The 26,559-nt window shown below is 73.5% G+C and carries 28 protein-coding genes; 18 read left to right on the plus strand and 10 right to left on the minus strand.

Annotated features, from left to right (window positions below):
• Positions 1 to 22 precede the first annotated feature (22 nt).
• Positions 23 to 1,270, plus strand: coding sequence for an FAD-binding protein (locus IEY20_RS03675; RefSeq protein WP_022903373.1), 1,248 nt, complete (start codon positions 23 to 25; stop codon positions 1,268 to 1,270).
• A gap of 81 nt (positions 1,271 to 1,351) precedes the next feature.
• On the opposite strand, the gene IEY20_RS03680 is transcribed toward IEY20_RS03675, so the two are convergent.
• Entirely contained in the window at positions 1,352 to 1,849 is a 498-nt protein-coding gene (locus tag IEY20_RS03680; protein WP_175329514.1) for a 2'-5' RNA ligase family protein, read from the minus strand.
• 160 nt (positions 1,850 to 2,009) lie between these two features.
• Here IEY20_RS03680 and IEY20_RS03685 point away from each other — a divergent pair, with 160 nt between their 5' ends.
• Genes IEY20_RS03685 through IEY20_RS03695 form a run of 3 tightly spaced genes read left to right on the plus strand, consistent with a single transcriptional unit; the run spans position 2,010 to position 4,668 of the window.
• A complete protein-coding gene (locus IEY20_RS03685) occupies positions 2,010 to 2,960 on the plus strand; it encodes a MetQ/NlpA family ABC transporter substrate-binding protein (protein WP_188888917.1) in 951 nt (316 codons plus the stop codon).
• Positions 2,960 to 4,000, plus strand: a complete 1,041-nt coding sequence (locus IEY20_RS03690) for a methionine ABC transporter ATP-binding protein (protein ID WP_175329516.1) — start codon at positions 2,960 to 2,962, stop codon at positions 3,998 to 4,000. The genes IEY20_RS03685 and IEY20_RS03690 overlap by 1 nt, the downstream gene beginning before the upstream one ends.
• Positions 3,997 to 4,668 carry a methionine ABC transporter permease gene (locus IEY20_RS03695; RefSeq protein ID WP_229727852.1) on the plus strand — a complete coding sequence of 224 codons (672 nt, stop codon included), beginning with the start codon at positions 3,997 to 3,999 and terminating at the stop codon, positions 4,666 to 4,668. The genes IEY20_RS03690 and IEY20_RS03695 overlap by 4 nt, the downstream gene beginning before the upstream one ends.
• Positions 4,669 to 5,117: 449 nt before the next feature.
• Here IEY20_RS03695 and IEY20_RS03700 read toward each other — a convergent pair whose 3' ends face one another.
• Both IEY20_RS03700 and IEY20_RS03705 read right to left on the minus strand, forming a co-directional pair.
• Positions 5,118 to 5,894 carry an endonuclease/exonuclease/phosphatase family protein gene (locus IEY20_RS03700; protein ID WP_175329517.1) on the minus strand — a complete coding sequence of 259 codons (777 nt, stop codon included), beginning with the start codon at positions 5,892 to 5,894 and terminating at the stop codon, positions 5,118 to 5,120.
• Between the two features lie 163 nt (positions 5,895 to 6,057).
• Positions 6,058 to 7,470, minus strand: coding sequence for an MFS transporter (locus tag IEY20_RS03705; RefSeq protein WP_175329518.1), 1,413 nt, complete (start codon positions 7,468 to 7,470; stop codon positions 6,058 to 6,060).
• Between the two features lie 172 nt (positions 7,471 to 7,642).
• On the opposite strand from IEY20_RS03705, the gene IEY20_RS03710 reads away from it, so the two are divergent.
• The 5 genes from IEY20_RS03710 to IEY20_RS03730 are packed head-to-tail and all read left to right on the plus strand — an operon-like array spanning position 7,643 to position 12,866.
• On the plus strand, positions 7,643 to 8,779 hold the full coding sequence (locus IEY20_RS03710; RefSeq protein ID WP_175329519.1) for an alanine racemase: 1,137 nt from the start codon (positions 7,643 to 7,645) through the stop codon (positions 8,777 to 8,779).
• Positions 8,776 to 9,612 (plus strand): IclR family transcriptional regulator, encoded by an 837-nt coding sequence (locus IEY20_RS03715; protein WP_175329520.1) that lies wholly within the window; start codon positions 8,776 to 8,778, stop codon positions 9,610 to 9,612. The genes IEY20_RS03710 and IEY20_RS03715 overlap by 4 nt, the downstream gene beginning before the upstream one ends.
• A complete protein-coding gene (locus IEY20_RS03720) occupies positions 9,609 to 10,586 on the plus strand; it encodes a sugar kinase (protein WP_175329521.1) in 978 nt (325 codons plus the stop codon). Before IEY20_RS03715 ends, IEY20_RS03720 begins: the two co-directional genes overlap by 4 nt.
• 28 nt (positions 10,587 to 10,614) lie before the next feature.
• Positions 10,615 to 11,265, plus strand: coding sequence for a bifunctional 4-hydroxy-2-oxoglutarate aldolase/2-dehydro-3-deoxy-phosphogluconate aldolase (locus tag IEY20_RS03725; protein ID WP_175329522.1), 651 nt, complete (start codon positions 10,615 to 10,617; stop codon positions 11,263 to 11,265).
• A complete protein-coding gene (locus tag IEY20_RS03730; RefSeq protein ID WP_175329523.1) occupies positions 11,262 to 12,866 on the plus strand; it encodes an N-acyl-D-amino-acid deacylase family protein in 1,605 nt (534 codons plus the stop codon). Before IEY20_RS03725 ends, IEY20_RS03730 begins: the two co-directional genes overlap by 4 nt.
• A gap of 55 nt (positions 12,867 to 12,921) precedes the next feature.
• Here IEY20_RS03730 and IEY20_RS03735 read toward each other — a convergent pair whose 3' ends face one another.
• A complete protein-coding gene (locus IEY20_RS03735; RefSeq protein ID WP_022903135.1) occupies positions 12,922 to 13,305 on the minus strand; it encodes a RidA family protein in 384 nt (127 codons plus the stop codon).
• A 148-nt stretch (positions 13,306 to 13,453) separates the two neighbouring features.
• Here IEY20_RS03735 and IEY20_RS03740 point away from each other — a divergent pair, with 148 nt between their 5' ends.
• Positions 13,454 to 14,692: a hypothetical protein gene (locus IEY20_RS03740; RefSeq protein WP_188888919.1), complete on the plus strand. Its 1,239-nt coding sequence runs from the start codon at positions 13,454 to 13,456 to the stop codon at positions 14,690 to 14,692.
• A 102-nt stretch (positions 14,693 to 14,794) separates the two neighbouring features.
• Here the strand turns inward: IEY20_RS03740 and IEY20_RS03745 are convergent, their stop codons facing one another.
• The 3 genes from IEY20_RS03745 to IEY20_RS03755 all read right to left on the minus strand — a co-directional run bounded on the left by IEY20_RS03745 (position 14,795) and on the right by IEY20_RS03755 (position 17,472).
• A complete protein-coding gene (locus IEY20_RS03745; protein WP_175329524.1) occupies positions 14,795 to 15,286 on the minus strand; it encodes a pyridoxamine 5'-phosphate oxidase family protein in 492 nt (163 codons plus the stop codon).
• 294 nt (positions 15,287 to 15,580) lie between these two features.
• Entirely contained in the window at positions 15,581 to 16,204 is a 624-nt protein-coding gene (locus IEY20_RS03750) for a hypothetical protein (RefSeq protein ID WP_175329525.1), read from the minus strand.
• Between the two features lie 158 nt (positions 16,205 to 16,362).
• Positions 16,363 to 17,472, minus strand: coding sequence for an LLM class flavin-dependent oxidoreductase (locus IEY20_RS03755; protein ID WP_217504516.1), 1,110 nt, complete (start codon positions 17,470 to 17,472; stop codon positions 16,363 to 16,365).
• Between the two features lie 131 nt (positions 17,473 to 17,603).
• Here IEY20_RS03755 and IEY20_RS03760 point away from each other — a divergent pair, with 131 nt between their 5' ends.
• Positions 17,604 to 18,527, plus strand: coding sequence for an SDR family oxidoreductase (locus IEY20_RS03760; protein ID WP_175329526.1), 924 nt, complete (start codon positions 17,604 to 17,606; stop codon positions 18,525 to 18,527).
• Between the two features lie 135 nt (positions 18,528 to 18,662).
• Here the strand turns inward: IEY20_RS03760 and IEY20_RS03765 are convergent, their stop codons facing one another.
• The 3 genes from IEY20_RS03765 to IEY20_RS03775 form a co-directional block, all read right to left on the minus strand.
• On the minus strand, positions 18,663 to 19,355 hold the full coding sequence (locus tag IEY20_RS03765) for an SGNH/GDSL hydrolase family protein (RefSeq protein ID WP_175329527.1): 693 nt from the start codon (positions 19,353 to 19,355) through the stop codon (positions 18,663 to 18,665).
• A gap of 10 nt (positions 19,356 to 19,365) precedes the next feature.
• Positions 19,366 to 20,103, minus strand: coding sequence for an SGNH/GDSL hydrolase family protein (locus tag IEY20_RS03770; protein WP_175329528.1), 738 nt, complete (start codon positions 20,101 to 20,103; stop codon positions 19,366 to 19,368).
• Positions 20,104 to 20,189: 86 nt separating this feature from the next.
• The gene (locus IEY20_RS03775) at positions 20,190 to 20,978 is read right to left on the minus strand and encodes an NRDE family protein (RefSeq protein ID WP_175329529.1); all 789 of its coding nucleotides are present in this window, start codon (positions 20,976 to 20,978) and stop codon (positions 20,190 to 20,192) included.
• Between the two features lie 41 nt (positions 20,979 to 21,019).
• Here IEY20_RS03775 and coaBC point away from each other — a divergent pair, with 41 nt between their 5' ends.
• From coaBC to IEY20_RS03810, 7 genes are all read left to right on the plus strand, one after another.
• Positions 21,020 to 22,288 carry a bifunctional phosphopantothenoylcysteine decarboxylase/phosphopantothenate--cysteine ligase CoaBC gene (gene coaBC / locus IEY20_RS03780; RefSeq protein WP_175329530.1) on the plus strand — a complete coding sequence of 423 codons (1,269 nt, stop codon included), beginning with the start codon at positions 21,020 to 21,022 and terminating at the stop codon, positions 22,286 to 22,288.
• A 120-nt stretch (positions 22,289 to 22,408) separates the two neighbouring features.
• The gene (locus tag IEY20_RS03785; RefSeq protein ID WP_175329531.1) at positions 22,409 to 22,801 is read left to right on the plus strand and encodes a DoxX family protein; all 393 of its coding nucleotides are present in this window, start codon (positions 22,409 to 22,411) and stop codon (positions 22,799 to 22,801) included.
• Positions 22,798 to 23,598 (plus strand): YqjF family protein, encoded by an 801-nt coding sequence (locus IEY20_RS03790; protein ID WP_175329532.1) that lies wholly within the window; start codon positions 22,798 to 22,800, stop codon positions 23,596 to 23,598. The genes IEY20_RS03785 and IEY20_RS03790 overlap by 4 nt, the downstream gene beginning before the upstream one ends.
• Positions 23,595 to 24,023 carry a DUF1810 domain-containing protein gene (locus IEY20_RS03795; protein ID WP_175329533.1) on the plus strand — a complete coding sequence of 143 codons (429 nt, stop codon included), beginning with the start codon at positions 23,595 to 23,597 and terminating at the stop codon, positions 24,021 to 24,023. The genes IEY20_RS03790 and IEY20_RS03795 overlap by 4 nt, the downstream gene beginning before the upstream one ends.
• Positions 24,024 to 24,122: 99 nt before the next feature.
• Entirely contained in the window at positions 24,123 to 24,773 is a 651-nt protein-coding gene (locus IEY20_RS03800; protein ID WP_188888921.1) for a GntR family transcriptional regulator, read from the plus strand.
• A 100-nt stretch (positions 24,774 to 24,873) separates the two neighbouring features.
• On the plus strand, positions 24,874 to 25,329 hold the full coding sequence (locus tag IEY20_RS03805; protein WP_022902929.1) for a MarR family winged helix-turn-helix transcriptional regulator: 456 nt from the start codon (positions 24,874 to 24,876) through the stop codon (positions 25,327 to 25,329).
• Positions 25,330 to 25,613: 284 nt separating this feature from the next.
• The gene (locus tag IEY20_RS03810; protein ID WP_022902930.1) at positions 25,614 to 26,501 is read left to right on the plus strand and encodes an aggregation-promoting factor C-terminal-like domain-containing protein; all 888 of its coding nucleotides are present in this window, start codon (positions 25,614 to 25,616) and stop codon (positions 26,499 to 26,501) included.
• Positions 26,502 to 26,559 lie beyond the last annotated feature (58 nt).

Genomic DNA, 26,559 nt, shown 5'->3' on the forward strand with positions numbered 1-26,559 from the left:
GGCGCGTGGCATCGTGGGCGCCATGCGGTCGACAGCGAGCGAGCTCAACTGGTCCGGCACGGTCACCTACACGGCCGAGCGCATCCTCCGTCCGACCTCCGTCGCCGAGGCCGCGGAGATCGTCGCCCGCTCCCCGCGGGTGCACGGCCTCGGCACCCGGCACTCCTTCAACGACGTCGCCGACTCCCCCGGCGTGCTGCTCGACCTCACCGACATCCCGACCGACCTCCAGGTCGACGCCGAGCGGCGGACCGCGACGATGGGCGCCGGCACGCGCTACGGCCTCGTCGCCCCGGACCTCGACCGCGCCGGGTTCGCCCTGCACAACACGGGGTCGCTGCCGCACATCTCGATCGGCGGCGCGATCGCCACCGGCACGCACGGCTCCGGCACGACCCTCGGATCGCTGAGCACCGCGGTCCGTTCCCTCGAGCTGATCGGTCCGGACGGGGGTCTCCGTACCGTCCACCGCGGCGACCCCGGCTTCGACGGCACCGTCCTGCACCTCGGCCTGTTCGGCATCGTCACCCGCGTGACCCTCGACGTCGAACCCTCGTACCGCATGCGGCAGGACACCTACGGTCCGGTCCCGTGGGACGTCTTCACCGCGAACGTGGCAGGCATCCACACCGCCGGCTACTCGGTCTGCTCGTACACGGTCTTCGGCGACGAGATCAGCGAGGTCCTGGTGAAGTCGCGCGTGCCCGACGGGGCGAACGACGTCACCGTCCCGGACGGCCTCCTCGGCGCCCCGAAGCGCCCGGGGACCCCCGGCGACGGCCACCACACGGCCCGCGACGGGTCGGTCGGCCCGTGGTGGGACCGCCTCCCGCACTTCCCCATCGAGTCGGTGCCGAGCGTCGGGTCCGAGGTGCAGAGCGAGCACTTCGTGCCCCTCCGGCACGCGGCGGCCGCGCTCGACGCCGTCCGCACGATGGCCGACCGGATCCACCCGCACCTGCACGTCTGCGAACTCCGCACGATGGCCGCGGACCCGTTCTGGCTGAGCCCGACCCAGGGCGAGGACGTCCTCTGCATCGCGTTCACCTGGCGGAAGCACCCCGCCGAGGTGGCAGCGCTGCTCCCGGACCTCGAGGCGCTGCTCGCCCCGTACGACGGGCGCCCGCACTGGGGGAAGATGAGTTCCCTGGACGGCGAGGCGATCGCCGGGCTGTACCCGCGCCTCCCGGCCGTCCGCGACCTCGTCCGCGCAGCGGACCCGGACCGGGTCTTCGGCTCCGCCTTCGCCGAGCGTGTGCTCGGAGTCTGACGACGGGCGTCGGATCGCGCGCAGCGTCGCCCGCGCGGTCGACGACCGGCCAGGAGGCCCGTCCCGTGTCCGCCCCGTCGCTCACCCGAGCGGCGTCACCGTCTTCGTGTCCCCGTCCCAGAACCGGACGCCGCCCACCTCGAGCACGTCGGGCAACGGCGCCCGGCGGAGCGCGGCGACCGCGCGCGGCAGGTCGACGTCGCGCACGCGGCGTGCGAGCGTGAGGTGCGGCGACCACGCTCCCGGCAGCACGGTGTCGGCCCCGCCGGGTGCGGCTCGGTGCACCGCGACGTGGAACGCGGCGAGCGCCTGTTCCACCACCACGGCCCGGACGAGCACCGACCGCTCGGTCCCGGCCGGGAAGAGCAGCACGCCGCCGACCCGGAGCTCCGTCGGCACCGGTGCGTCGAACCCGGCCGGGACGGCGAGGTCCGGGCCGGCCGTCAGCGTCACGTGCGGAGCGTTCGACGCGGACACGTGCCGGCCGAGGCTCGGCAGGTCGTCGGCGATCAGCGCGTCCCACACCGCTCGCACGGCAGCGTCCGCCGCGGGGGTCAGGACGAGTTCGATGCTCAGCACGCGTCCGAGTGAACCGGACGGCGCTGTCACACGGCTGTAACACGGCGGAACGCAACTCGCGGCATCCACCGGTCACCGGTCACACTCGTCGGACGCCGCGGACCGCCGATGCTCCGTGTGCCGTCGAAGACCCCGCACAGCCCAGCCCACGAGGAGCACCATGTCCGCACCTGCACTGCCCCAGAAGCCGAAGGGCAAGCGTCCGATCGGCTGGATCGTCGCCGCGGCCGTCGTCGTCGCCGCGATCGTCGTCGCCGTGATCGTCGGTGCCGTCCGCTCCGGTGGGGACGGCGGCGCCGGGGCTGCCGGCGACAGCGCGGCGAAGACCGTGAAGATCGGTGTCGCCGACAAGGCGCTGCCGTACTGGAAGACGTACACGAAGCTCGCGAAGGACAAGCTGAACGTCACCGTGCAGCTGGTCAACTTCTCCGACTACTCGCTGCCGAACCCGGCGTTGAAGGACCAGCAGGTCGACATCAACCAGTTCCAGCACGTCCAGTACCTCGCGGACTACAACGTCACCTCGAAGGACGACATCCAGCCGATCGGCTCGACCGCCGTCTACCCGCTGCCCCTGTACGCGACGAAGTACGACAGCGCCTCGGCCCTGCCGGCGAACGCGAAGGTCGCGATCCCGAACGATGCGATCAACCAGGCGCGTGCGCTCCTCGTGCTGCAGGACGCGAAGCTCCTGACGCTGAAGGACGGTGGCACCGCGTTCTCGACGACCGCGGACATCGAGACCCACAAGGTCGACGTGCAGACGCTCGACGCCTCGCAGACCGCGAACGCACTCCAGCAGGGCTCCGTCGCGGCCGCCGTCGTGAACAACAACTTCGCGACCGCCGCCGGCCTGCCGGTGAAGCACGTCATCTCGAAGGACGACCCGTCGAGCGCCAGCGCTGCTCCGTACGTCAACGTGTTCGCCGTCCGTGACGCCGACAAGGACAACTCGACCTACCTGGCGCTCGCCAAGCTGTTCCAGGACAGCTCCGTGCAGCAGGCGTTCAAGGAGGACTACCCGCAGGCCGTCGCGCGCAACGTGAGCGCGGCCGACCTGCAGAGCGAGCTCGCGACCGTCGAGCAGGACGCGAAGGCGGCCAAGCAGTAGTGCCCGCGCTCGTCGAACTCCGCGGCGTCTCGAAGCACTACCGCCGCGCCGACACCGGCGAGTCCGTCACCGCGGTCGACGACGTCGACCTGGACGTGCACCAGGGCGAGGTCCTCGGGGTGATCGGGTACTCCGGTGCCGGCAAGTCGACGCTCGTCCGGCTCGTCAACGCCCTGGAGCTCCCGAGCTCCGGGTCGGTGACGGTCGCCGGACAGGAGCTGACGGCGATCCCCGAGCGGGATCGCCGTCAGGCGCGTCGGCGGATCGGGATGATCTTCCAGCAGTTCAACCTGTTCCGCTCCCGGACGATCGCGGGCAACGTCGCGTACCCGCTCAAGGTCGCTGGCGTCGCGAAGCCGGAACGCGACCGCCGGGTGGCGGAGCTGCTCGACTTCGTCGGGTTGCTCGACCGTGCGTACGCCTACCCCGAACAGCTCTCCGGCGGGCAGAAGCAGCGCGTCGGCATCGCCCGGGCGCTCGCGTCGAACCCCGAGCTGCTCCTCGCCGACGAGGCCACCAGTGCCCTCGACCCGGACACCACGTCGGAGGTGCTCGGCCTGCTCCGCCGGGTGAACCGGGAGCTCGGCGTCACCATCATCGTCATCACGCACGAGATGGACGCCGTGCGGCAGATCGCCGACCGCGTCGCCGTCATGGAGCACGGCCGCGTGGTCGAGGTCGGCGACCTGTACGACGTGTTCTCGGCGCCGAAGACCCCGGCGGCCCAGCGCTTCGTCCGGACCGCTCTGCACGACCGGCCCTCGGCCGAGCAACTCGCACGGCTCCGCACGCACCACCCGGGACGGCTGGTCACGGTGCAGATCTCGGACGAGGTCGGCCTGCAGAACCGCATCGACGCGGCCTGGCGGTCGCACGGTGTCACGGCCGAGCTCGTGTTCGGCGGCGTCGGTGAGATCCGTGAGCGCCGCATCGGTTCGCTCACCTACGAGCTGACGAGCGACGATCCGTCCGCCGTCGACGAGGCCGTCGCCGCGCTCCGTGCGACCGGTACCACCGTGGACGAGGAGGCGGCAGCGTGAACAACACCTTCCAGAGCGTGATCGACTCGTTCGACGTCCTCGTGGGGGCGGTGCGCGACACGATCGTCATGTCGATCATCTCGCTCGTCATCGCGGGCGTCATCGGTCTGGCGCTCGGCCTCGCGTTGTACGCGACGCGGCCCGGCAACCTGCTCGGCAGCCGGACGGCGTACACGATCCTCAACGTGGTCGTGAACCTCGTCCGACCGATCCCGTTCGTGATCTTCCTCGCCGCGATCGCCCCGCTGTCCCGCGTCGTCGTCCAGACCACGATCGGGGTGCCGGCCGTGACGTTCGCCATCTCGCTCGCGGCGTCGTTCGCGGTGTCCCGGATCGTCGAGCAGAACCTGCTCGCGGTGGAGCCGGGCGTCGTCGAGGCGGCTCGGGCCTCGGGCGCGCACCCGCTGTCGATCCTGCTGACCGTGCTCATCCCGGAGGGGCTCGGCCCGCTCATCCTCGGCTACACGTTCATCTACATCGGCATCGTCGACATGACGGCGCAGGGGGCGCTCGTCGGCGGGGGCGGCCTCGGCGAGTACGCGATCCAGTACGGGTCGCAGCGCTACGACTGGTGGGTCGTCTACGTGTCGGTGGCGCTGATCGTCGTCATCGTCCAGCTCGGCCAGTTCCTCGGGAACCGCCTGGCCCGCGCGACGCTGCGGCGCTGACGCAGCGCGGGTCGCGGACGCGACCACGTCACGGACGGGAGGCACGGTGCTGGTGGCGCACCGTGCCTCCCGTCCATCGTGTGGTCACGACGCCCCGCTCACGCTCCCCGCGCGGTCACGAAGCGTCGCCACCGACGCAGGATGACGACACTTCGTGACCACCCGCCGCACGACAGACGGAGAGTCCCGACCAGCGCCGGCGGAGGCCGCGGGCGCGGCGACGATCGGCACCGCGCGGGTCGCGGACGCGACCACCTGACGGACGGGAGGCACGGTGCGGGTGGCGCACCGTGCCTCCCGTCCGTCGTGTGGTCACGACGCCCCGCTCACGCTCCCCGAACGGTCACGAGACGTCACTCCAGCCGCCCGGAACCGACGATTCGTGACCACCCGCCGCACGACAGACGACACGTCGCGACCGGCGGCGGAGGCGTCAGGCCACGGAGGCGTCAGGCGACGGAGGCGTTGACCGTCGGGTAGCCCGCCGTGTCACCCGGGTGCTCGTAGTGCGCCCGGACGAGGATCGGCCGGTGGTCGGACACGCCGGCCGGCAGCGTCTCGACGCCCGCGATGTGCAGGCCGACACTCGTGGCGAAGTCGAAGTGTCCGGTGAACTTGCGGTAGCGCAGGTACGTCGGCTGGTCGGAGAGCGACAGGGCGAAGCCGTGCTCCTCGATCTTGCGGCGGAGGTTCGTCTGGAACCACGGGTAGTTGAAGTCGCCGACCATGATCGCGGGGGCCTCGCTCGAGAGGTCGCGGACGAACTGGTGCGCCGCCTCGATCTGCTTCCGGCGGAGCGAGTTCGTGGCCGTCAGCGGCGAGGCGTGGAAGGACGCGACGATGACCTCGGTGTCGGCCTCCCGGTCGCGGAGGTGCATGGCGATGAGCCGCTCGTGGGCGGGTGCGAGGACCCGGTCGTGCAGCGACTTCTGCAGCGAGTGGATGCTGAAGTCCTGCAGGTCGAAGCGATCGTCGCGCTTGTAGATCGCGAGGCCGAGCCGGTTCGCCTTGGTCGACGCCGCGAGCGTGAGGCCGCCGACGGACCGGGCGAGGTCGTTCGAGTCGCACTCCTGCACGCACAGGACGTCGGCCTGCGAAGCCTCGGCCAGGGACGCGAGTTCGCCGTTCGCGGTGTGCTCACGGAGGTTGTAGCTGACGACACGCAGTGCGGTCGGCTGCACGTCGGCGTCGGGGTCGATCGTCCCGTGCTGCTGTGGAGCGGCCATGCTGCCTTCCTGTTCCGGGTGGCGTCGTGTCCGGGGTACCGGGTCACCCTGCCGGAGCGAAACTACTCGGCCTCCGCGGCAGGTTGCTGAGACTGTAGCGCGGGACGGGTTTCCGGCGTGTGACCGTGTCGCGAACGGACAGCGGCGGCACGCCGGCGGCGCGTCAGACCCGCACGCGGCGCGCCGGCCGCACGGTCTCCCCCGCCGTCCGGCTCATCAGGACGCCCTCGACGCAGGCCACGACGAGCAGCAGGGCGATCACCCAGAACGCGACGACGTAGGGCCCCGACCCGCCGAGCCCCGCAGCCGCCCGGATCACCACGGCGGCCACCGCGACCCCGAACCCCGCCGCGGTCTGCTGGAGCGTCGACGACAGGGTGTTCGCCGGTGTCATGTCCGCCTGCTCGACGTCGGCGAACGCGATCGTGTTGTACGCGGTGAAGCCGACCGACCGCGCGGCACCGCTCACCACGAGGAGCACGGCGAGCAGCCAGAACGGCGTCTGCGGAGTCGTGAAGGCCATCGCGACGACGCTCAGCGCGGCGACCGCGGAGGACACGATGATGACCGGCCGGTACCCGAACCAGCGGAGCAACGGCGTCGTCATCGGCTTGATGCCGAGGTTGCCGACGAAGACCCAGAGCACGGCGGACCCGGCGAGCACCGCGCTCCACCCCCAGGCGTCCTGGAAGAGCAGGGGGAGCACGAAGGGCACCGCCGAGACGGCGAGCCGGAAGAGGCTGCCTCCGGCGTGCGACACCCGGAAGGTCTCGAGCCGGAACGACCCGAGCCCCATGATCGGGTGCGGCGCCCGTCGGAAGTGCCGGACCGCGAGCCAGCAGCCGGCCGCTCCGACGACGCCGGACACCACGACGGCCACCACGGGGACCTCGTCGAGGGCGAGCAACGACGCCATGACGACGAGCGCACCGAGCCCGAAGCACGCCAACACCGACCCGAGCCAGTCGAACGGCACCCGCTCGGGCGCACGCTCCTGCGGCACGAGCACGAGCGCCGCGACGAACGCGACGATCCCGAGCGGGATGTTGATGAGGAAGATCCAGTGCCAGGTCAGGGTGTCCACGAGCACCCCGCCGACGAACGGGGCGATGATCGGGGCCGCGAGCGCCGGCCAGGTCAGGATCGCGATCGCGGTGACGAGCTGGTCACGGCCGGCGCTCCGCAGCACGACGAGCCGACCGACGGGCACCATCATCGCGCCGCCGAGGCCCTGCAGGATCCGCCACAGCGTCAGGTCGACCAGGCCGGTGGACATCGCGCACAGAGCCGAGGCGACCGTGAAGAGCGCGATCGCCGCCGCGAAGACGGTGCGGGAGCCGACGCGGTCGGTCACCCAGCCGCTCACCGGGATGAACACCGCGAGCGTGACGAGGTAGGCGGTGATCGCGACGCCGACCGCGGCCGAGTCGACGCCGAGGTCACGCCCCATCGCGGGAGCAGCCGTCGCGAGGATCGTGCCGTCGAGCAGCTCCATGAAGAACGTGCCCGCGACCAGGACGGCGACCGCCGTGCTGCCTGCCCGCCGGGCGCTCGGTGTCGGTGTCGTCGTCGTCATCTCGAACGGAATGCTATGCCCGCTCGGGTTCCGGACCCGGGCCGAGCCGCCCCGCTGCGACCCACCGTTCTGCTGTGCACAATGGTCGGAGCGACGGTGTTGTCCGGACCGCGCCCAGCGGACGAGCCTGGCAGCGCGTGACGCCGTGTCACCGCTCGACGAGGAGGTCCGATTGCCGAAGCACGTGCTCGACGACGTCCTGCTGCCCGTCATGACGCTCCGCGAGTCGGCCCTGGAGTCGAACGCCGCGGTGATGCAGGCCTACGTCGAGCGGCACGGGCTCCTGTTCGCGCCGCACATGAAGACGCACATGGCACCGGCGCTCGCCCGCCGTCAGACCGACCTCGGCGCGTGGGGCGTGACCGTCGCCTCGGTCCAGCAGGCCGTCGCGGCGTGGGACCACGGGTTCCACCGGATCCTCGTCGCGAACGAGGTCCTCGACCCTGCGGGACTCGCGTGGATCGCCCGCCGACGCGAGCTGGACGCCGGTGCGGACGTGCTCTTCCAGGTCGACTCCGCCGCCGGCGTCGCGGCCGCCGCCGACCACGGACCGCTCCCGGTGCTCGTCGAGATCGGCTTCCCGGGCGGCCGGACCGGGGTCCGCTCCCCCGCCGACGGGGTCGCGCTCGCGCGTGCTGCGCGGAGCGCCGGGCTCGAGGTCCGCGGCGTGACCGGGTACGAGGGCGGCCTGCCCGGCCCGGACGAGGCCCGGGAGTACGTCCGAGGGGTGCTCGCCGCCACGGCGGCGGTCCGTCCGCTCGTCACGGCGACGCGCACCCTGCTCAGCATGGGCGGCAGCGCCTGGTTCGACGCGGTCGTCGACGCGGTCGCGGACCGCCCGGACGACGTCGACGTCCTGCTCCGGTCCGGGGCGTCGCTGACGCACGACGACGGCTTCTACGCCGAGCGGACGCCCTTCGCGCGGCACCCCGAGGAGGGCCGCCTCGAAGCCGCGATCCGCGTCTGGGGCCGCGTGACGTCGGCGCCGGAACCGGGGCTCGCCCTCGTCGCCGTCGGCAAGCGGGACATCAGCTTCGACGAGGGCCTCCCGGTCGTGCGCGAGGTCCGGCCTGGAGGCACGGCTCGGGCCCGCCCCGTCACCCCGGTCCCTGGGTCGGTCACCGTCACCCGCCTCGACGACCAGCACTGCTACCTGCGGACCACCCCGGACGCGCCGGCGGTCGCTCCGGGGGACGTCGTCGTGTTCGGTGTCTCCCACCCGTGCACGGTGTTCGACAAGTGGCGGGAGGTCCTCGTGCTCGCCGACGACGACACCGTCCTCGACACGATCGAGACGGTGTTCCGGTGACCGCCCCGCACGACGTCCCCGCCCGCAACGCCGCCCTGTCGCTCCGGCGAGGCCTGCGTCTGCTCGACATCGTCGCTGACCGCACCCGGACCGGCGAGACCTCGGTCAGCCTCGGCACGCTCGCCGCCGAACTCGGCACGTCCAAGTCGACGGTGCTCCGGCTGACGGCGCCGATGGTGGAGACCGACCTCCTCCGCCGGACGGCCGACGCCGGCTTCACGCTCGGGCTCGGCGCGCTGCTCCTCGGGCAGAGCTACCTCGAGGGCATCGACCTCCGTGCCGCCGCTGCACCGTTCCTCCGCCGCACCGCCGAGCAGACCGGGCTGACGTGCCACCTCGTCGTCCCCGACGGCACCGACATCGTCTACGTCGACAAGGTGGAGACCCGCGGGACGGTCCGGATGGGCTCCCGCATCGGCAACCGGCTGCCGATGCGCAACACCGCGTCCGGCAAGGCGATCGTCGCGTTCGGCGACCCGGACCTCCTCGGCCGGGTGCTCGCACAGCCGGTGCACGCCCTGACGGTGCACACCATCACCGACGACGTCCGCTGGCGCCACGAGGTCGACCGCACCCGCGGGCGCGGCTACGGCATCGACGACCGGGAGAACGAGCCGGACATCCGGTGCGTGGCGGCGCCGGTGCTCGACCACACCAACCAGGTCGTCGGCGCGATGAGCATCTCGGGCCTGGCCTCCCGGTTCCCCGCGGCCGCGGTGCGCGAGCTCGGAGCGGGTGTGGTGCGCACCGCACAGGAGATCTCCGTCGCGCTCGGCTCGTCGTCGGCGCAGCTCGCGTTGCACCGGACCGCGCCGTCCCGGAGCGCGCGGTGAGCGGGCACGTCGTCACCATGGGCGAGACCATGCTCCTCCTGAGCGGGCGGTCGGTCGGCTCGGTGCGCGACCTCGACGCCGTGGGCCTGGACACCGGCGGGGCCGAGAGCAACGTCGCGATCGGGCTCGTCCGCGCCGGCGTGCCGACGACCTGGGTGGGTCGTGTCGGGACGGACCCGGCGGGCGAGCGGGTGCTCGCGGACGTCCGCCGCACCGGCGTGGACGTCGTCGCGGTCCTCGACCCGGACCGCTCGACCGGCCTCATGATGAAGGAGCGGCTCCCTGACGGCCGGACCCGGGTGACCTACCACCGTGCGGGGTCGGCCGGGTCCGCGGTCCGGCCGGAGGACGTCCCCGACGGGCTCGTCGAACGGGCCGGACTCGTGCACCTCACCGGCATCACGACCGCGCTCTCGGACAGCGCCCGAGCCGCCGTCGACGCCGTGCTCGCCCGTGCCGACACGGCGTGCGTGCCGGTCTCCTTCGACGTCAACCACCGGCCGAAGCTCGTCGACCCCGACACCGCCCGGCAGCGGTACCGGGCCGTCGCGGAGCGGTCGAGCGTGGTGTTCGCGAGCGACGACGAGGCCCGACTCGTCCTCGGACGCCAGGAGCAGCCGGACGACGAGGAGTCCCTCGCGTACGACCTCGCGGCGGTGGCCGACGGCACCGCGGTGGTGAAGCTCGGCTCCCGCGGCGCGGTGGCCTCGGTCGACGGCGTCCTGCTCCGACGGCCCGCGACACCCGTCCGCGTGGTCGACCCGGTCGGCGCCGGCGACGCGTTCGTGGCGGGGTGGCTCGCCGCCGTGCTCACCGGCGCCGGCCCGGCCGAGGCACTCGACCGGGCCGCCGACGCGGGGGCGCTCGCCTGCACGGTGCCGGGCGACTGGCAGCTCCCCGACCCCGATGCCGCGGCCCGCCCGGTCGACGGCCCGGAGGTCGACCACACCGTGCACGACCGGGTCGACCGATGACGGCCGCGCCCACGACAGGAGGACCACGATGACCGACACCGCGACCACCGGCACGGGGACGCGCCACCGCCACGAGGCCGGTCCCGCCGTCGCGATCCTCCGGGGCGGGACGGGCGAGCACGTCGAGGACGTCGTCCGCGTGCTCGTCGAGTCCGGCGTGCGTGCGATCGAGCTCACCACGAACACACCACGCTGGCAGGAGGGTATGGCGTGGGCCGTCGAACGGTACGGGCGGGCCGCTGCGATCGGCGTCGGGACGGTGCTCGAACCGCGGCAGGTCGACGAGGCGGCGGCGCTCGGCGCGACCTTCGCGGTCAGCCCCCACACCGACCCCGCGATCGGCGAACGGGCGCACGAGCGCGGGCTCGGCTGGTACCCGGGAGCGGCGACGCCGACCGAGATCGTCACCGCCTGGCGGCACGGGGCCCGGGCGGTCAAGGTGTTCCCGGCCGCCCAGCTCGGCGGACCCGCCTTCCTCAAGCAGGTCCTCGCCCCGCTCGACTTCGTCGACGTGGTCCCGACCGGGGGCATCGGCATCGACGACGCGGCCGACTACCTCTCGGCCGGGGCGGTCGCGGTCGGTCTCGGCTCCCCGCTGGTGGGCGACGCGCTCCGGGACGGCGACCTCGATGCCCTCCGGCTCCGGGCCGAGCGGCTCGTCGCGGCACTGGGCCGGTGACGGCGGTGCCCGAGCCGGTGCTCCTCGCCGGCGGATCGGTCGTCGGGGCCGATGCACGCTTCCACCCGCAGGACGTCCTCGTCGTGGACGGGCGGGTCGCGGAGATCGGCCGTCGGCTCAGGACCCCGGTCGACGCCGTGGTCGTGGATTGCACGGACCGGGTCGTCATGCCGGGCTTCGTCGACGCACACTCCCACGCGGGCTCGCTCGTGTTCGACGAGCGCGTGCAGCTCGCGCTCCTCCGCCAGGGCGTCACGTCGATCGTGACCGGACAGGACGGCGTCGGGCCGGCACCGGGCGACGGCTCCTGGGCAGCGCGGTACTTCGCAGCGATCGACGGCCCCCACCCGACGTACCGCGGCGGCGGGATCGCCGGCCTGCTGGCCACCTACGACGGCGCGACACCGCTCAACGTCGCGACGCTCGTCCCGGCCGGCACCGTCCGGCACGAGGTGATGGGCGACGACGACGGGCCCGCGGACGCCGCCCAGCTCGACGCGATGCGGGCCCTGGTCCGCCAGGGGATCGCCGACGGAGCGGTCGGCCTCGCGACCGGGCTGGACTACGTCCCGGGCCTCCACGCTTCGACAGAGGAGATCGCCGCGCTGGCGACCGAGTCCGCCGCGGTGCGCGGCCGCTACGTCACGCACATGCGCGGCGGGTACGAGACGAACGTGGGCGCGGGCATCGACGAGATCGTCCGCATCTGCCGCGCCGGCGGCGGGTCGGCGCACGTGTCGCACCTGCACGCCCCCGTCGGCCTCGCGCTCGCGGAGCTCGAACGGGCCGCGGCACGGTGGGCGCCGCTGTCCTTCGACGCGTACCCGTACTCGCGCGGCTGCACGATCCTGTCGATGCTGCTCCTGCCGGCCGGGCTCGCCCGCCCCGGCACCGACGACCTGGCCCGCGCGCTCGACGTCGAGGGCGGCCGCGAACGGCTCCGGGGCGTGGTGCTCGAGCGGGTGCTCGGTCGGGCGGACCTCGGCGCCGGCTGGGCGGAGCAGATCACGCTCTCGCACGTCCCCGCCGCCGAGTTCCACGCGCTGCAGGGGCGGACGCTCGCCGAGGCAGCGGACGCGACCGGCACCGATCCCGTCGACCTCGCGCTCGACGTGCTCGTCGACTCGGACCTGCAGGTGACCGTCGTCATGCGCGTCCCCCACCCGCGGACCCCGCTCGAACTCGCGGAGCTGTACCGGTACGGCGGGCACACCGGCGGCTCGGACGGCATCTTCGTCGGGACGCACCCGCACCCGCGCGCGTACGGCACCTTCGCGCGGTACCTCGGGGACTACGCCCGCACGGGGTTGCTGACGTGGCGGGAGGCCCAGGAACACCTGTCGGCCCTCCCGGCGAGCCTGTTCCAGCTCGACCACCGCGGTGCCGTCGCGCCCGGCTGGACGGCGGACCTGATCGTCGTCGACCCCGAGCGGGTCGCTGCGCGGTCGACCTACGCGGACCCGATGCGGCTGGCCGAGGGCATCGACGACGTCCTCGTCGCGGGCGTGCCCGTGCTCCGGGACGGCGCACGCACCGGTGCGACCCCAGGGGCCGGACTCCGTCGCACACCGTTCCGCCACCGGGCGCGTTCCGCGGGCTGACCTGCCCCTGCGGGCCGGACCCGTCGGCGCCGGACCACCGAGCGTGAGGACCCGTTCAGGCGGCCGGCAGCACAGCGACGACGTCGATCTCGACGAGGATGCCCGCGAGGTGCGACTGGACCGTCGTCCGGACCGGGTACGGCTGCGAGAAGTGCTTGGCGTACTCCTCGTTGAACGCTGCGAAGTCCCGGTCCGAGTGCTCGAGGTGCACGGTCGACTTCACGACGTCGTCGAGCGTCGCGCCGTGCTCGGCGAGGACCGCGGCCACGTTCGCCAGGACCTGTGCGGTCTGCCCGGCGACGTCGTCGGCCATCGCCCCCGTCACGGGGTCCTGCGGGCCGAAGCCGGCGGTGTAGAGGAAGCCGTTCGCGACGATGCCCTGGCTGTAGGGTCCGGCGGGCTTCGGTGCGTGGTCGGTGACGACGGCGGTCTTCGGCATGGTTGCTCCTGTCGATCGGCTCTCCCGGTCCACCGTAGGGGGCACCGCAGTGCGCCCACCGGCCACCTGACGGCCCGTTTCCGTCCTGCAGAACGCGAACCGCGCCTCCAGGCAGGGTCTTCCCGGAACGGGCGACTACCCTCGAGCCGTGCCGCCCGAATCGACGCTCCCCGGATCGCTCGCGACCGGCCGACGGCGGCTCCTCGACCTGGCGACCAGCCTGCCGGCCTGGTCCGCCGTGCTCCTCGTCTGGGCGGGCGGGCGCGCGCTGTCGACGTTCTGGTTGGCGCTCGCGTACCCGCTGACCGGACGGGCGCTCCCGGCGAACGCGATCTGGGGCAACGACCACGGGTTCCTGTCGTTCCTGACCGCGTGGGACGGGCAGTACTACCAGCAGATCTCGCTGCAGGGCTACCCGACCACGCTGCCGACCGACGCCGCCGGCCACGTCACGCAGAACGCGTGGGCGTTCCTCCCGGCGTTCCCCTTCCTCATCCGGATGCTGACGGCGTCCACCGGGATCACGTTCGAGGTCGGCGCACCGGCCATCGCGATCATCGCCGGCCTCGTGGCCACGTACCTGCTCTACCGGCTCGTCAGCGACCACACCGGGCACCGGGCGGGCATGTGGGCGGTCTTCTTCTTCACGTGCGGCCCGCTGTCGTTCCTCCTGCAGGTCGGCTACGCGGAGAGCACGTTCCTCGCGCTGACGTTCGGCGCACTCCTCGCCCTCGAACGGCGGCGGTACGCCCTGCTCACCCTGCTCGGCGTCGCAGCGGCGTTCACCCGGCCGGGCGCGCTCGCGATCCCGCTCGTGCTCGGCGTCGTCGTCCTCGTGCGGTGGCTGCGTGCGCGCCGTGACGGTGGCCGGACCCTCGACCGGTTCCCCGTGCGGGAGCGGGTCGCCGCGGTGCTGTCCGGTCTCGCGATGGCCGCGGCCGGCGTGGCGTGGCCGGTCATCGCGACGCACGTGACCGGGACGCCGAACGCCTACCTCGAGACCGAGATGTCGTGGTGGGTCAACTTCATCGGGCGGGTCGACTTCGCACCCCTGACGCCGTGGTTCCTGATCGCGTCACGCTGGCTCGGTGTCGGCGGGGTCCTCATCGTGGTGTTCCTGCTCGTCGCGTACCCGGTGTGGCTGCTGCGCCGCTCGACACGGAAGCTCGGCACGACGACCGTGCTGTACTCCGCCGCGTACGCGCTCTACGTCTTCGCGGTGTCGCTGCCGATGGCGTCGATGCCCCGGCTCCTCATGCCGTTGGCGCCGCTGTTCGGGTCGCCGGAGCTCGTGGCCAAGCCGTGGATGCGGTGGACGTTCGTCACGTGCGCGCTGCTCGGGCAGCCGGTGCTCGTCGCGGTGCTCTGGCTGCTCGGCCCGCCGTAGGGGGCTGTGGCGCGGCTGGTCGCTGGGCCGCGATCGCGCACCGCTGTGGAACGACGAAGCCGCTGTCGGGCGACAGCGGCTTCGTCGTTCCGGGTCGGAGCCTCAGAGCTCGACCGTGCCGTGGTCGCCGGTGTCCGGCTGGCTCTGCTTGCCGAGCGCGGCCTTGAGCGTCTGTACGAGGCTGCCGACCGGGCCGGTGTCCTGGGTCCAGTACTCGACGGAGTCGCCCTCGACCGTGAGGAGCCGGATCGACGGGTCCTGCCGGCCCTGGGGGAACCAGGCCTCCGCGAACGGCGACCAGAGCTCGTCGATGACCGTCTCGTCCGTCGTCACCGTGGCGGTGCCGGCGATCGACAGGTAACCGCCCTGCGACTCGATCGCGACGTTCACGTGCGGGTTCCGGGCGATGTCCTCGACCTTCTCGCTCCCGTCCTGCACGAGGAACCGCAGGGTCCCGTTGAACGCCTTGTCCTGCACCGCGAGGGGGCGTGCGTGGAGTCCGCCGTCCTCGCTCACGGTCGTCAGCAGTGCCGTACGGGCTCCGTGGACGATGTCCGAGATGGCTGCGCGCTGGTCTGCCTCTGTGTCGGTCATGGTGCTCCTCTCGCGTCGTGCGCCCCGTTGTGCTCGACGTTCGGCCGGCCCTCGGGCGCTGTCCGTTCCGGCCAGTCTGCCCGCCGACGCTGAGCGCGTCCGGCGGACAGGGCTGCGGAGCCGTGCGGGGTCGGTCGCGTGCAGGAGTGTGCGACAACACCGATGTCGTACGACCTCGACGATGTCGCCGCCGCGCGCGCGCAACTGTTGCTCCCGCAAGGAGCGACTTCGCGGACGTCGTACGACAGCGACGATGTCGTTCCGGGTCGCCCCGCCCGCCCGGAGCCCCCGGCGTCAGACGGGCTCGCGGATCGTCGTCTCGACGTCGACGACCTGCGGGATGCGCGGCATCGATGCGAAGCCGAACGCGACGGGCGGGTCCAGCGGCGCGATCGACCCGAGGGACTCCCCCGCCCAGGTGCCCCGGACCCCCGTGACGTCGTGCGCCCCGGTCACGCCGTAGTACTCGCGGCGGCCGTTCCCGGCGGACCCGGCGGTTCCGGCCCCGGGTGCGACGAGCCGTGCGACCGGGTCGATCGCGGTCAGCCACCGCCAGTCGCGGGCGATCGGCTTCGGGACGATGCGGAGCACCCGGCCGAGCGGCGAGATGCCGCCGACGTCGATCGAGGCCTGCAGGGGTCCGGCGTCGAGATCGAGCCCGCGGGCGGTGCGTCTGGCACGCAGGTCGACGACGGAGACGGTGTCGAAGCGGTAGGTCCCGGAGACGTACGCCGCGACGAGCTCGTCGGGCGCGAGGAGCACCGAGCTGCCGTCGGCCTGCTCGAGGAACACGTCCGTGAACGGTCCGAAGGGCGATCGCTCCCACATGCCGACGACGATCCGGACGCCGGAGGTGGTGCCGACGCCGAGGATCTTGCCGCGGAAGCGTCGTTCGGTGGACTCGGGGTTCCGGGACATGTCCCGGACGCTACCCGTGCACGCCGAGAGCGGCGTGACGGTGGCGGACCGCGCCTCCAGGCCGGGCCCGGTCGAGACGCGCCGGACGGGCCCGGACGCGACGCGCCGGACGAGCCCGGACCCGACGCGCCGGACGAGCCCGACCCGGGCCACCCCGGTCAGGGAACCGGTACCGGCTCCGCGAGGAGCTCGCGCACCCGCGGCGCGACCTGCGTGCCGTAGAGCTCGATCGACCGCATCATGTCCTCGTGCGGCAGGCGACCGGTCGCGTACCGCATGTCGAAGCGGGAGACCCCGAGGATCCGCATGTTGCGCGCGATCTTCCGCGCCACGGTCTCCGGCGAACCGACGTAGAGCGAGCCTCCGGCGGAGAGCCCGGCCCGGTAACCGGCGACGTCGAGGGGCGGCCAGCCACGCTCGCGACCGAGCTGGTCGGTGACGGCCTTGTGGTACGGCCAGTAGCGCTCGGCGGCCTCCTCGTCGGTGGCGGCGACGAACCCGGGCGAGTGCATGGCGATCGGCTGCTGCGGCAGCTCGAGCTGGGCGAGCGCCTGGCGGTAGAGCCGCGAGAACGGCGCGAACTGTGCGGGCTGCCCGCCGATGATCGCGAGGAAGAGCGGCATGCCGTAGGAGGCGGCGCGGATGACGGACTGCGGCGAGCCACCAACACCGATCCAGGTCGGGATGGGGCCGTGCTCGAGCTTCGGGAAGACGTCCTGCTCCACGAGCGAGGCGCGCTTCGTGCCCGACCAGGTGACCTTGTCGCCGCCGCGCAGGGCGGACCAGAGCTGCAGCTTCTCCTCGAAGAGGACCTCGTAGTCGGAGAGCTCGTAGCCGAAGAGCGGGAACGACTCGGTGAAGGAGCCGCGGCCGAGGATGACCTCGGCGCGACCGTCCGAGATGGCGTCGACGGTGGCGAAGCGCTCGTACACCCGCACCGGGTCGTCGGAGGACAGCACGGTCACCGCGGAGCCGAGCCGGATCGTCGACGTCGAGGCGGCGATCGCAGCGAGGACGACCTCGGGTGCGCTGACGATGAAGTCGGCACGGTGGTGCTCGCCGACGCCGATGAAGTCGATGCCGAGCTGGTCGGCGAGGACGGCCTGCTCGACGACGTCGCGGATGCTCTGCGCGTCGGACTTGACGCTGCCGTCGGGCAGCTCGGTGACGTCGCCGAAGGTGTCGAGGCCGAGCTGCACCGGACCGACGCGGTCGGGTGCGGGCGGCGGCACGTCCGAGGGGCGGTCGGTGCCGAAAGCGTTGCTCATGGTGTCCTCCTGCGCGGAACGCTGGTGTTCGATGCGTTTGCATGAATCTACCACGGATCGCGGCCGCGCGCAGCCCCGTGCAGCGCCCGGCACGCAGCCAGCCCGCACACCCGCCGAGTACCGTCGCACCCATGCCGAAGATCCCCGACCAGACCGGCCGCCGCATCGTCGTCACGGGCGCGAACAGCGGAACCGGCAAGGAGACCGCCACCCGGCTCGCCGCCGCCGGCGCGTCCGTCGTCCTCGCCGTCCGCACCCTGTCGAAGGGCGAGGACGCCGCCTCCGGTATCCGCGCGGCACACCCCGCCGCCGACGTCGAGGTCCGCGAGCTCGACCTGGCGGACCTCGCCAGCGTCCGCCGGTTCGCCGACGGGATCGCCCAGGACGACCGCCCCCTCGACGTCCTGGTGAACAACGCCGGGGTGATGGCGCCGCCGGAGCGGTTCGAGACCGTCGACGGCTTCGAGCTCCAGTTCGGCACGAACTTCCTCGGGCCGTTCGCACTGACGAACCTGCTGCTCCCCCAGCTGCTCCGGACGGACGCGGCGCGGACCCGGCCGGCCCGGGTGGCGACGATGTCGAGCCTGGCCGCCGTCTTCGGCAGCATCCGCTTCGCCGACCTGCAGTGGGAGCACGGCTACAACGGCTGGCGTGCCTACGGCCAGTCGAAGCTCGCCGATCTGCTCCTCGCACTGCACCTGCACCGGCTCACCGTGGAGCGGGACTGGCCGCTCGTCAGCACCGCCGCGCACCCCGGCTACACGCGCACCAACCTGCAGTCCGCGGGGCGCTCGCTCGGACGGTCGAAGCCGGTGCGGTCGAGTGATCGGGCACTGCCGTTCACGCAGGACGTCGAGCACGGCTCGGAGCCGCTGCTCTACGCGGCCGTCGGCCCCGACGCGGTCGGCGGCGCCTACTACGGCCCCGCCGGGTTCGCCGGCCTCACCGGCCCGACCACGACGGCGTCGGTCCCGCGGTCCGCCAGGAGCGCGGACCTCGCCCGCTCGCTGTGGGCGGTCGCCGAGGACCTCACGGGCACCACGCCGCCCGCCTGAGCGACGGACCGGCCGGCCCCGCCCGTCTGAACGACGGCCAGGACGCACGGCCGGCCCCCGCAGCGCCGGTCCGTTCCGCACACTCCCGTTCCGCAGCGTCGGCCTGGAGGCACGACTCGCCCCCGCAGCCCTGCCTCACCACCGCAGGTGGTCGCGTCGCAGCGCCCCGGTCACCGCCGCGAGCAGCGCACGCTGGCCGCGGGCCGTCGGGTGCACGTCGTCGGACTGCATCCAGGCGGGGTGTCCTCGGAACGGCTGGCCGAGGTCGAGCCAGGCACCGCCGATCCCCGTCACGGCGGTCCGCAGCACCGTGGAGATCGTGCCGAGCTGGGCGGGCGGGGCGTCCTGGTCCCAGACGGCGCTGATGCCGACGATCCGGGCGCGGGGCAGGAGCCGGTGGACCTCCGCGACGAGCTGCTCGGACGCCCCGGCGAGCTCGTCGTCGTCCTGTCCGAGGTCGTTCGAGCTGGCCTGGAGCACCACGACGTCCGGGTGCAGCGCCGCCGCCTGCTCCGCGAGTTCCTCGTCGGTCGCGGAGCACTCGTCGCTGCCCTCGGCGAGGACCCCGGCCCCGTCGCAGCCGAGGTCGGTGAGCCGGAGCCGGTCCGCCGCCGCGAGGAGCTCCGGCCACGCCTGGTCGCGCCGGAGCCCGTGCCCGATCGTGATCGAGTCGCCGATGACGACGACCCGGGGCCCGGCGACGCGGGCTGCACCGGCTCGTGTCCCCGGCGGGAGCACCGCCCCGACGTCGGACGAGCACCCGGTCACCCCACTCGCGAGCGCGGCGAGCACGAGTCCGACGAGCACGATGCGGACCGGTCGTGGCACGGGGCGCCCGTCAGAACTGCACGTCGTCGCGGCGGAACGCAGCGGTGACCGCCGCCGCGATCGCCCGTTGTCCACGGGCCGTCGGGTGCACGTCGTCGCCCTGCATCCAGTCGGCGTGCCCGCGGAGTGGTTCGCCGATGTCGACGTAGGTGCCGCCCTCGCGTGCAAGGGCCTTCCGCATCGCCTTCGAGATCGCCGCGAGCTGGGCGGGCGGGGCGTCCTGGTTCCAGATCGCGCTGAGCCCGGTCACCCGCGCGCGGGGCATCCGGCGATGCACGTCGTCGACCACCTGGTCCGTGGCGCTCCGGATCTCCGCGGTGTCGAGCCCGAGGTCGTTCGAGCTGGCCTGCAGGACGACGACCTGTGGACGCAGTGCGACGGCGCGCTTGACGAGGGTGGCGTACGCGCTCGCGCAGTCGTCGTCGTCCCCGAGTGCGGCCACGCCGGCGCCGTCGCAGGACAGGTTCGTGAGCGACCAGCCGTTCGTGTCGGCCATGAGCGCCGGCCACGCCTGCGCCGTGGTGAGTCCGTGCCCGGCGGTGATCGAGTCGCCGACCGTCACGACGGCCACGTCGTCCGCGCGGTCCCACGGCACGGCGGGGCCCGGCGTCGGGGTGGGTCGGGTCGTCGTCCGCGGGGTCGACTCCGAGCCGACGGCTGCCGACGACTGCTCGCTGCAGGCGCCGAGTGCAGCCACGGCGAGCGCCGCGACGACGACGGCGAGCACGCTCCGGGTCCGGGTGGTCACGAGGCGCGAAGCTACGCCGGCACGCCATGGCCGGCCCGTGCGTCGCGCTGCGGGTGCACTCAGGCGGCCAGGGGCGGCGGGACCGCTCAGGCGTGGTGGAGTTCGACCGACCCGTCGAGTCGTCCGGGCTCGGTCAACCGCGCGTGCTGGAGCACCGTCCGCTCACGGCCGACCGCGGCGGCGACGATCGAGAGCGTCGTCATGTGTCCCTCGGCTTCGTGCACGTCGCGGAGGATCGCGTCCGGGTGGTCGGTGGGCAGGCTCGCGGACCCGGCGAGCACCCCGAACCAGCCGCTCCAGCCGTCCCCGGCGTCGGCGCCGGCGTCCGCGGCGCGCAGCTCGTCGAACGGTCCGAGCACGGGAGGCCCGGCCGGGGCGTCCACCGAGCGGAAGGCGTCGAGCCACCGCCCGACCCGGGGTGCGGCGGGGTCGTCCGGCTCGCCGTGGGTGACCATGTGCACGCCGGGGCCGAGCGCGGTCGTCCGGACCTCGGTGCCGTCCCACGTGACGACCTCGGCGCCGTCGGCCGTGGCGCGGACGAGGTTGAACGCGCGCGCGGTCGGGACGGTCCCGTCGTGCCCGGGCAGCACGCCCCCGACCGCGTCGAGCGGCACCACGCCGCGGGTGGTCCAGGTGCCGTCCGCGCTCGCGACCGGTTCGCCGCGGTTGAGCACGACCGCGAGGCCGGCCTCGTCCGAGGCGGCGAGCCAGGCGCCGCCCGCCGAACGGTCGCGGACACCGCGCACCCCCGGGTCACGGTCCGGCCACCAGGCGGCCGGCGGGTCCCACGGACGCTCGGGCGACTCGTCGCGGAGGGCGAGCATCGTCACCGGCCACTCGGAGCCGGGCGCGACGCGGACGACGACGGTGCACATGGCGTCGATCCTCGCACGCTGCGCCGGGTACCGTGACCGGTGTGAGCGCAGCAGCAGGACACCGCCGCACGGTCGTCGTCGGCATCACCGGGGGCATCGCCGCGTACAAGGCCGTGGGGGTCGTCCGCGACCTCGTCAAGCGTGGCCACGAGGTGCACGTCGTCCCGACCGAGGGCGCCCTGCGCTTCGTCGGGCTGCCGACGCTCGAGGCCCTGAGCCGCAACCCGGTGACCACGAGCGTCTGGGACGACGTCGCCGAGGTCCGGCACGTCGCGCTCGGCCGTCGGGCGGACCTCGTGGTCGTCGCCCCGGCCACGGCCGACGCCCTGGCGCGGATGGCCGCGGGCCTCGCGGGCGACCTCCTCGGCACCACCCTCCTCGCGACCGAGGCGCCCGTCGTCGTCGCGCCCGCGATGCACCCGCAGATGTGGGAGCACCCCGCGACCCGCGCGAACCTCGACACGCTCCGCGCCCGCGGAGTGCACGTCGTCGGACCCGTCGTCGGTGCGCTCACCGGGGACGACGCCGGCATCGGTCGGATGTCCGAGCCCGAGGACATCGTCGCGGCGGCACTCGCGGTGCTGGACCACGAGGGTCGGCCGGACCGGACCGCCGGACCGGCACCGTCCCTCCCGTCCGGCGACCTGCGCGGGGTCCGCGTCCTGGTGACGGCGGGCGGGACCCGGGAGCCGTTCGACCCGGTCCGCTTCGTCGGCAACCGTTCGAGCGGACGGCAGGGCATCGCGATCGCGGCGGACGCCGCCGCTCGCGGCGCGGCCGTCACCCTGGTGACGGCCAACGTCGACGCCGGGCTGACCGAGGGCCTCGACGTCGACGTGCGCCCGGTGGGGTCCGCCCTCGAACTCGCCGACGAGGTCCGGGCGGCAGCGGCCGAGGCGGACGTCGTGGTGATGACCGCCGCGGTCGCCGACTACCGACCGGCCGAGGTGCACGCGGAGAAGCTCAAGAAGGACGCGCAGGGCGACACCCTGACCCTCGAGCTCGTCCGCAACCCCGACGTGCTCGCCGAACTCGTGGCGAACCGTCGGACCGGACAGATCATCGTGGGCTTCGCGGCCGAGACGGAGCCGGACCGTGCGGCGCGGATCGAGCTGGGGCGGGCGAAGATCGCGCGGAAGCCCGCAGACCTCCTCGTGGTGAACCACGTCGGGTGGTCGTCGGGCTTCGAGCGGGAGGAAAACGCCATCGAGGTGCTGACGCCAGGCGGCGAGGTCGTCCGTGAGACGTCGGGCACCAAGGCCGAGGTCGCGGCGGCGGTCCTCGACCTGGTGGCGACCGCCCTCGCCTGACCGGACCGGGGGCACAGCTCGCTGCCCGGTGCCCGCTGCCCGCTGCCCGGTGCCCGCTGCCCGCTGCTCGCTGCTCGCTGCTCGCTGCTCGCTCCGAGCAACCGCGTGCACGATGGGGGCATGCGACGACGTGAGCGCACGAAGCGCGCCAACCGCACTGCCGCCGTCCTCGCCGTCGTGCTCGGCGGCGCGGGCGTCACCCACCTCCTCCGTCCCCGGACCTACGACCGGATCGTGCCGGAGGCCCTGCCGCCGCGCCTGACGACCCTCGTGTCCGGGGTCGCCGAGCTCGGCATCGCGGCCGCGCTCGCCCTCCCGGGGACGCGTCGTGCCGCCGGTTGGGCGGCGGCGGCGCTGTTCCTGGCGGTGTTCCCCGCGAACGTCAAGATGGCACGCGACCTCCTCGACTCGCCGCGGTCGACGCGGACGATGCGCCTCGTCTCCGTGCTCCGACTGCCGCTGCAGGCACCGCTGGTGGTGTGGGCGGCCCGCGTGGGTCGGCACGGCGGATGAGCGACACGGCGGACGCCCGGGCGGCCGTCCCGCTCCTGCACCGCCCGGTGACGGTGCACGCGTGGGAGGACATCGTCTTCGCGCACTGGCGGCGCGACCCGCAGGCCCTCGCCCGGATGGTCCCGCGCGGCACGCGGCCGGACGTGGTCGACGGCAGTGCGTGGGTGGGGTTGTCGGCGTACGTCTTCCGTGAGACCCGGGTACCGCCCTTCCCGCCGTCCGGCCGTCTCGGCACGATGACGGAGGTCACGCTCGAGGTCCTGACGGTCGACGACCACGGCCGCCACGGCGTCGCGTACCGCACGATCGACACCGCCAACGTGCCGGCGATCGTGGCGGCGCACGCGCTGCTCGGCGTCCCGTACACGTTCGCGCACGCCGGGTCGCGTCGCCGCGGCGACACCATCGCCCACCGGTCCGTCCGGCACCCGAACCGCGCGCTCCACCCGCTCCGCGCCGCGCGTGCGATCCGGCTGACGCCGACGAGCGGGCCGGGAGGCACGCCACGCCCCCGGCACGCGGCGGCCGTCCGCGTCGTGGCCGGCCCGGTCACGACCGCACCGCTCGCGGCCGAGCTCACCACCCGTGCGGGGATCCACGCCCGGCACCTGGCGCAGACGGTGTTCTGGCAGCGGCAGCACCCGCCGCTCGAGGTCCGCACCGCCCGCATCGAGCAGCTGCGGGGTGACCTGCCCTCGGCCGTCGGGCTGCCCGGACTGTTCGACCGCGAGCCCGACTCGGTGCTCGCCGTGGACGCGACGACCGTCCGCTACGCCTGGGGGGACGTCCTCCGGTGACCGACCAGGACCTCGAACGCTTCGTCAGCGCCCAGGAGGGCGTGCACGAGCGGGCGCTGGGCGAGCTGCGGGCCGGCCGGAAGGACACCCACTGGATGTGGTTCGTGTTCCCGCAGGTCGCCGGGCTCGGGCGCAGTCCGACGGCGCAGCACTACGCGCTCTCGGGGCTGGAGCACGCCCGGCGCTACCTCGCCGACCCGGTGCTCGGACCCCGCCTGCTCGACGCGGTCGCCGTCGTGACCGAGGCCCCGGCGCGCTCTGCCGAGGTCCTGCTCGGTGCCACGGACGCGCTGAAGCTGCGGTCCTCGCTGACCCTGTTCGCGCACGCCGCCGACGACCCGGCACCGTTCCGCCGTGCGCTGGACCGCTGGTACGACGGGCACGAGGACCCGGCGACGCTGCGGCTGCTCGGCGTCGACGGCTGACCCGCTCCGCGGGCACTCGCGCACCGTATATCAGGTACGGTGATCCGTACGGCCGCACCCGGAGTGCCGGTCGGTCAGCACGACCTCCAGGAGGCACCCATGCCGGTCCCCACCAGCGCACCGACGGAGCACCAGCTGCTCCGCGACACCGTCCGGACGAAGATCCACGACGCGATCATGGACGGCACCCTGGAGCCCGGGGAGCGGCTGAACGACGACGAGCTGATCGCCTGGCTCGGCGTCTCCCGGACCCCGATCCGCGAGGCCCTGAGCCAGCTCGCCCGCGCCTGGCTCATCGAGATGGCGCCGAACCGCTACACCCGGGTGACGACCCCGAGGCCCGATGAGGTGGTCGAGGCGCTCCAGACCCTCGGCGTGCTCTTCGGCGGCGTGGTCCGGCTCGCCGTGCCGCGGCTCGGTGCGGGCGCGCGGAAGCGGATCCTCGCGGCGCTCGACGCGACCATCGCCGACTTCGAGACGCACGACGTCGCCGCGGTGAACCACGACGCGCTCGACGTGTTCGCGCTCTACGTCGCCGAGTGCGGCAACGCGGACCTCCAGCGCGTGTGCCGCGACACCACGGACGGCCTCGGCTTCCGACTGCGTCTGCCAAACCTCGACGAACTCGTCGACTGGGAGCGCATGACCGAGGACTTCCGGCGTCTCCGCACCGCGACCGAAGCCGGCGACAACATCGGCGCGGAGCTCGCGACCGAGGCGATCCACCAACTCCCCGGCGAGAAACGCTGAGCACACCTGTACGGTCGGACAGAAAGCGCCCGTACCGGTGCCGCCACGATCGGGCGGTAGCATCACGCACGACCCCTGATCACCGAAGCGGAGGCCACCCATGAGCGCTCGCGAGACCGACCGTACGGCCATCGCCGCGCGGCTCGCCGCGGCCGTCGGACGCATCAACCGACGCGCACGGACCGACTCCGCCTCGCTGGGCTACGGCATCGTCTCGGCGCTCGCCACGATCGAGCGCGAGGGTCCCCTGCGTCCGGGTGACCTCTCCCGCCTCGAAGTGGTGACGAAGCCCACCATGACGCGGATCCTGACCGAACTCGAGCAGCGCGGGTTCATCGAGCGGGAGGCCGACCCGAGGGACGGCCGGGCGTTCATGGTGAGCGCCACGGAGGCCGGGGTCGCCGCGGTCGAGGCTGCACGGTCGCAACGCACCGGCATCGTGGCCGAACTCATCCACGGCCTCCCCGAGGACGACGTCGCGGCGATCGCCGGGGCCCTCGACGCGCTCGAACGGATCGCACAGGGCGACCGCGCCCAGGAACCTCACACCTCCTGACCCCGACGCGGGTCGTTACCGAACCGTTACCGAAGGGTGGACGGACGGTTCTGCCAGTGTTCCTGGACGCTGCGCCCAGCGTGACGCGTCATCGTGACCGCTCCGCCTCGGCGTGACCACCCCACGGTCACCGGACGGCGGACGGACGGGCCCCACACCACCGTCCGGGCCTCCCCCGGCTCGCGGACCGCACGACGGCCACGCCGCACCCCGATCGACACGCCTCCCCCACCCCGGCGTGCTCGGGCGCGGTCCGCACACGAGCCGGCCGACCACCGGAACCGATGACTCGACGCACCACTGCTCTGCCCAGCACCACCGCTCCGACCACCGCCTCGACCCGACGCGAGGCCCTCGACTCCCCCGCCCGCCGCGTCCGACGAGCCCTGCGCAACCGGACGACCGTCGTCGCCTCCGGCGCAGCCGTCCTGGCCATCGCCGTCGGCGGCATCGCGGTCGGCTCCCAGCCGGCCCTCGGCGAGGCACTCGGCGTCCCGAGCGCCACCCCCACGAGCGCCCCCGCGCTCGACGGCACCGCGCTCGACCGCGCGCAGGCGCAGGCGACCCTGTCGAGTGCCCGGACGGTGCTCGACGACGCCAACCGCAAGACCGACACGACGGCGCTCCGCCAGCGGGTCGAGGCACTCGACGACTACTCGAAGCTGTCCGGGGCCGCCCTGACGAACCGCATCGCCACCACGGTCGCCGCCAGCCAGGAGGTCGCCGAGGCGAGCGCCGAACAGGACCGGTCGGACGCGGACGCGAAGCGCGCTGCCGCTGCGAAGGCCGCGGCCGCGAAGGCAGCGGCAGCCAAGGCAGCGGCCGAGGCCGCCGAGCAGGCACGGAAGCTCGCCGAGGGCAACACCGTCGCGGGCGCGAAGGCCACGGCGTCGGCGCTGGCGTCGTCCCGCTACGGCTGGGGCTCGGACCAGTTCCAGTGCCTCGACAACCTCTGGACCAAGGAGTCCGGCTGGGACTACCGCGCCGTGAACAGCAACGGCGGCGCGACCGGCATCCCGCAGGCGCTCCCGGGCTCGAAGATGGCGACGGCCGGCTCCGACTGGCAGACCAACGCGACCACGCAGATCACCTGGGGCCTGCAGTACATCTCCGCCGCCTACGGCACCCCGTGCGCGGCGTGGGCACACTCGCAGGCGTCGAACTTCTACTGATCCGCACGAGACGGAGGCCGGGAGGACCTTCCCGGTGTCCGCCGGCGTGCGGTAGGCA

The organism is Curtobacterium luteum (assembly GCF_014646995.1).
GTDB classification, from domain to species: Bacteria; Actinomycetota; Actinomycetes; order Actinomycetales; family Microbacteriaceae; genus Curtobacterium; species Curtobacterium luteum.

What these genes read in the sequence shown, in the direction of transcription:
- IEY20_RS03675 (WP_022903373.1), top strand. Translation starts at nt 23, where the DNA reads ATGCGGTCGACAGCGAGCGAGCTCAACTGGTCCGGCACGGTCACCTAC.
- IEY20_RS03685 (WP_188888917.1), top strand. Translation starts at nt 2,010, where the DNA reads ATGTCCGCACCTGCACTGCCCCAGAAGCCGAAGGGCAAGCGTCCGATC.
- IEY20_RS03700 (WP_175329517.1), bottom strand. Translation starts at nt 5,894, where the DNA reads ATGGCCGCTCCACAGCAGCACGGGACGATCGACCCCGACGCCGACGTG.
- IEY20_RS03705 (WP_175329518.1), bottom strand. Translation starts at nt 7,470, where the DNA reads ATGACGACGACGACACCGACACCGAGCGCCCGGCGGGCAGGCAGCACG.
- IEY20_RS03725 (WP_175329522.1), top strand. Translation starts at nt 10,615, where the DNA reads ATGACCGACACCGCGACCACCGGCACGGGGACGCGCCACCGCCACGAG.
- IEY20_RS03735 (WP_022903135.1), bottom strand. Translation starts at nt 13,305, where the DNA reads ATGCCGAAGACCGCCGTCGTCACCGACCACGCACCGAAGCCCGCCGGA.
- IEY20_RS03745 (WP_175329524.1), bottom strand. Translation starts at nt 15,286, where the DNA reads ATGACCGACACAGAGGCAGACCAGCGCGCAGCCATCTCGGACATCGTC.
- IEY20_RS03750 (WP_175329525.1), bottom strand. Translation starts at nt 16,204, where the DNA reads ATGTCCCGGAACCCCGAGTCCACCGAACGACGCTTCCGCGGCAAGATC.
- IEY20_RS03755 (WP_217504516.1), bottom strand. Translation starts at nt 17,472, where the DNA reads ATGAGCAACGCTTTCGGCACCGACCGCCCCTCGGACGTGCCGCCGCCC.
- IEY20_RS03760 (WP_175329526.1), top strand. Translation starts at nt 17,604, where the DNA reads ATGCCGAAGATCCCCGACCAGACCGGCCGCCGCATCGTCGTCACGGGC.
- IEY20_RS03775 (WP_175329529.1), bottom strand. Translation starts at nt 20,978, where the DNA reads ATGTGCACCGTCGTCGTCCGCGTCGCGCCCGGCTCCGAGTGGCCGGTG.
- IEY20_RS03785 (WP_175329531.1), top strand. Translation starts at nt 22,409, where the DNA reads ATGCGACGACGTGAGCGCACGAAGCGCGCCAACCGCACTGCCGCCGTC.
- IEY20_RS03790 (WP_175329532.1), top strand. Translation starts at nt 22,798, where the DNA reads ATGAGCGACACGGCGGACGCCCGGGCGGCCGTCCCGCTCCTGCACCGC.
- IEY20_RS03800 (WP_188888921.1), top strand. Translation starts at nt 24,123, where the DNA reads ATGCCGGTCCCCACCAGCGCACCGACGGAGCACCAGCTGCTCCGCGAC.
- IEY20_RS03805 (WP_022902929.1), top strand. Translation starts at nt 24,874, where the DNA reads ATGAGCGCTCGCGAGACCGACCGTACGGCCATCGCCGCGCGGCTCGCC.
- IEY20_RS03810 (WP_022902930.1), top strand. Translation starts at nt 25,614, where the DNA reads ATGACTCGACGCACCACTGCTCTGCCCAGCACCACCGCTCCGACCACC.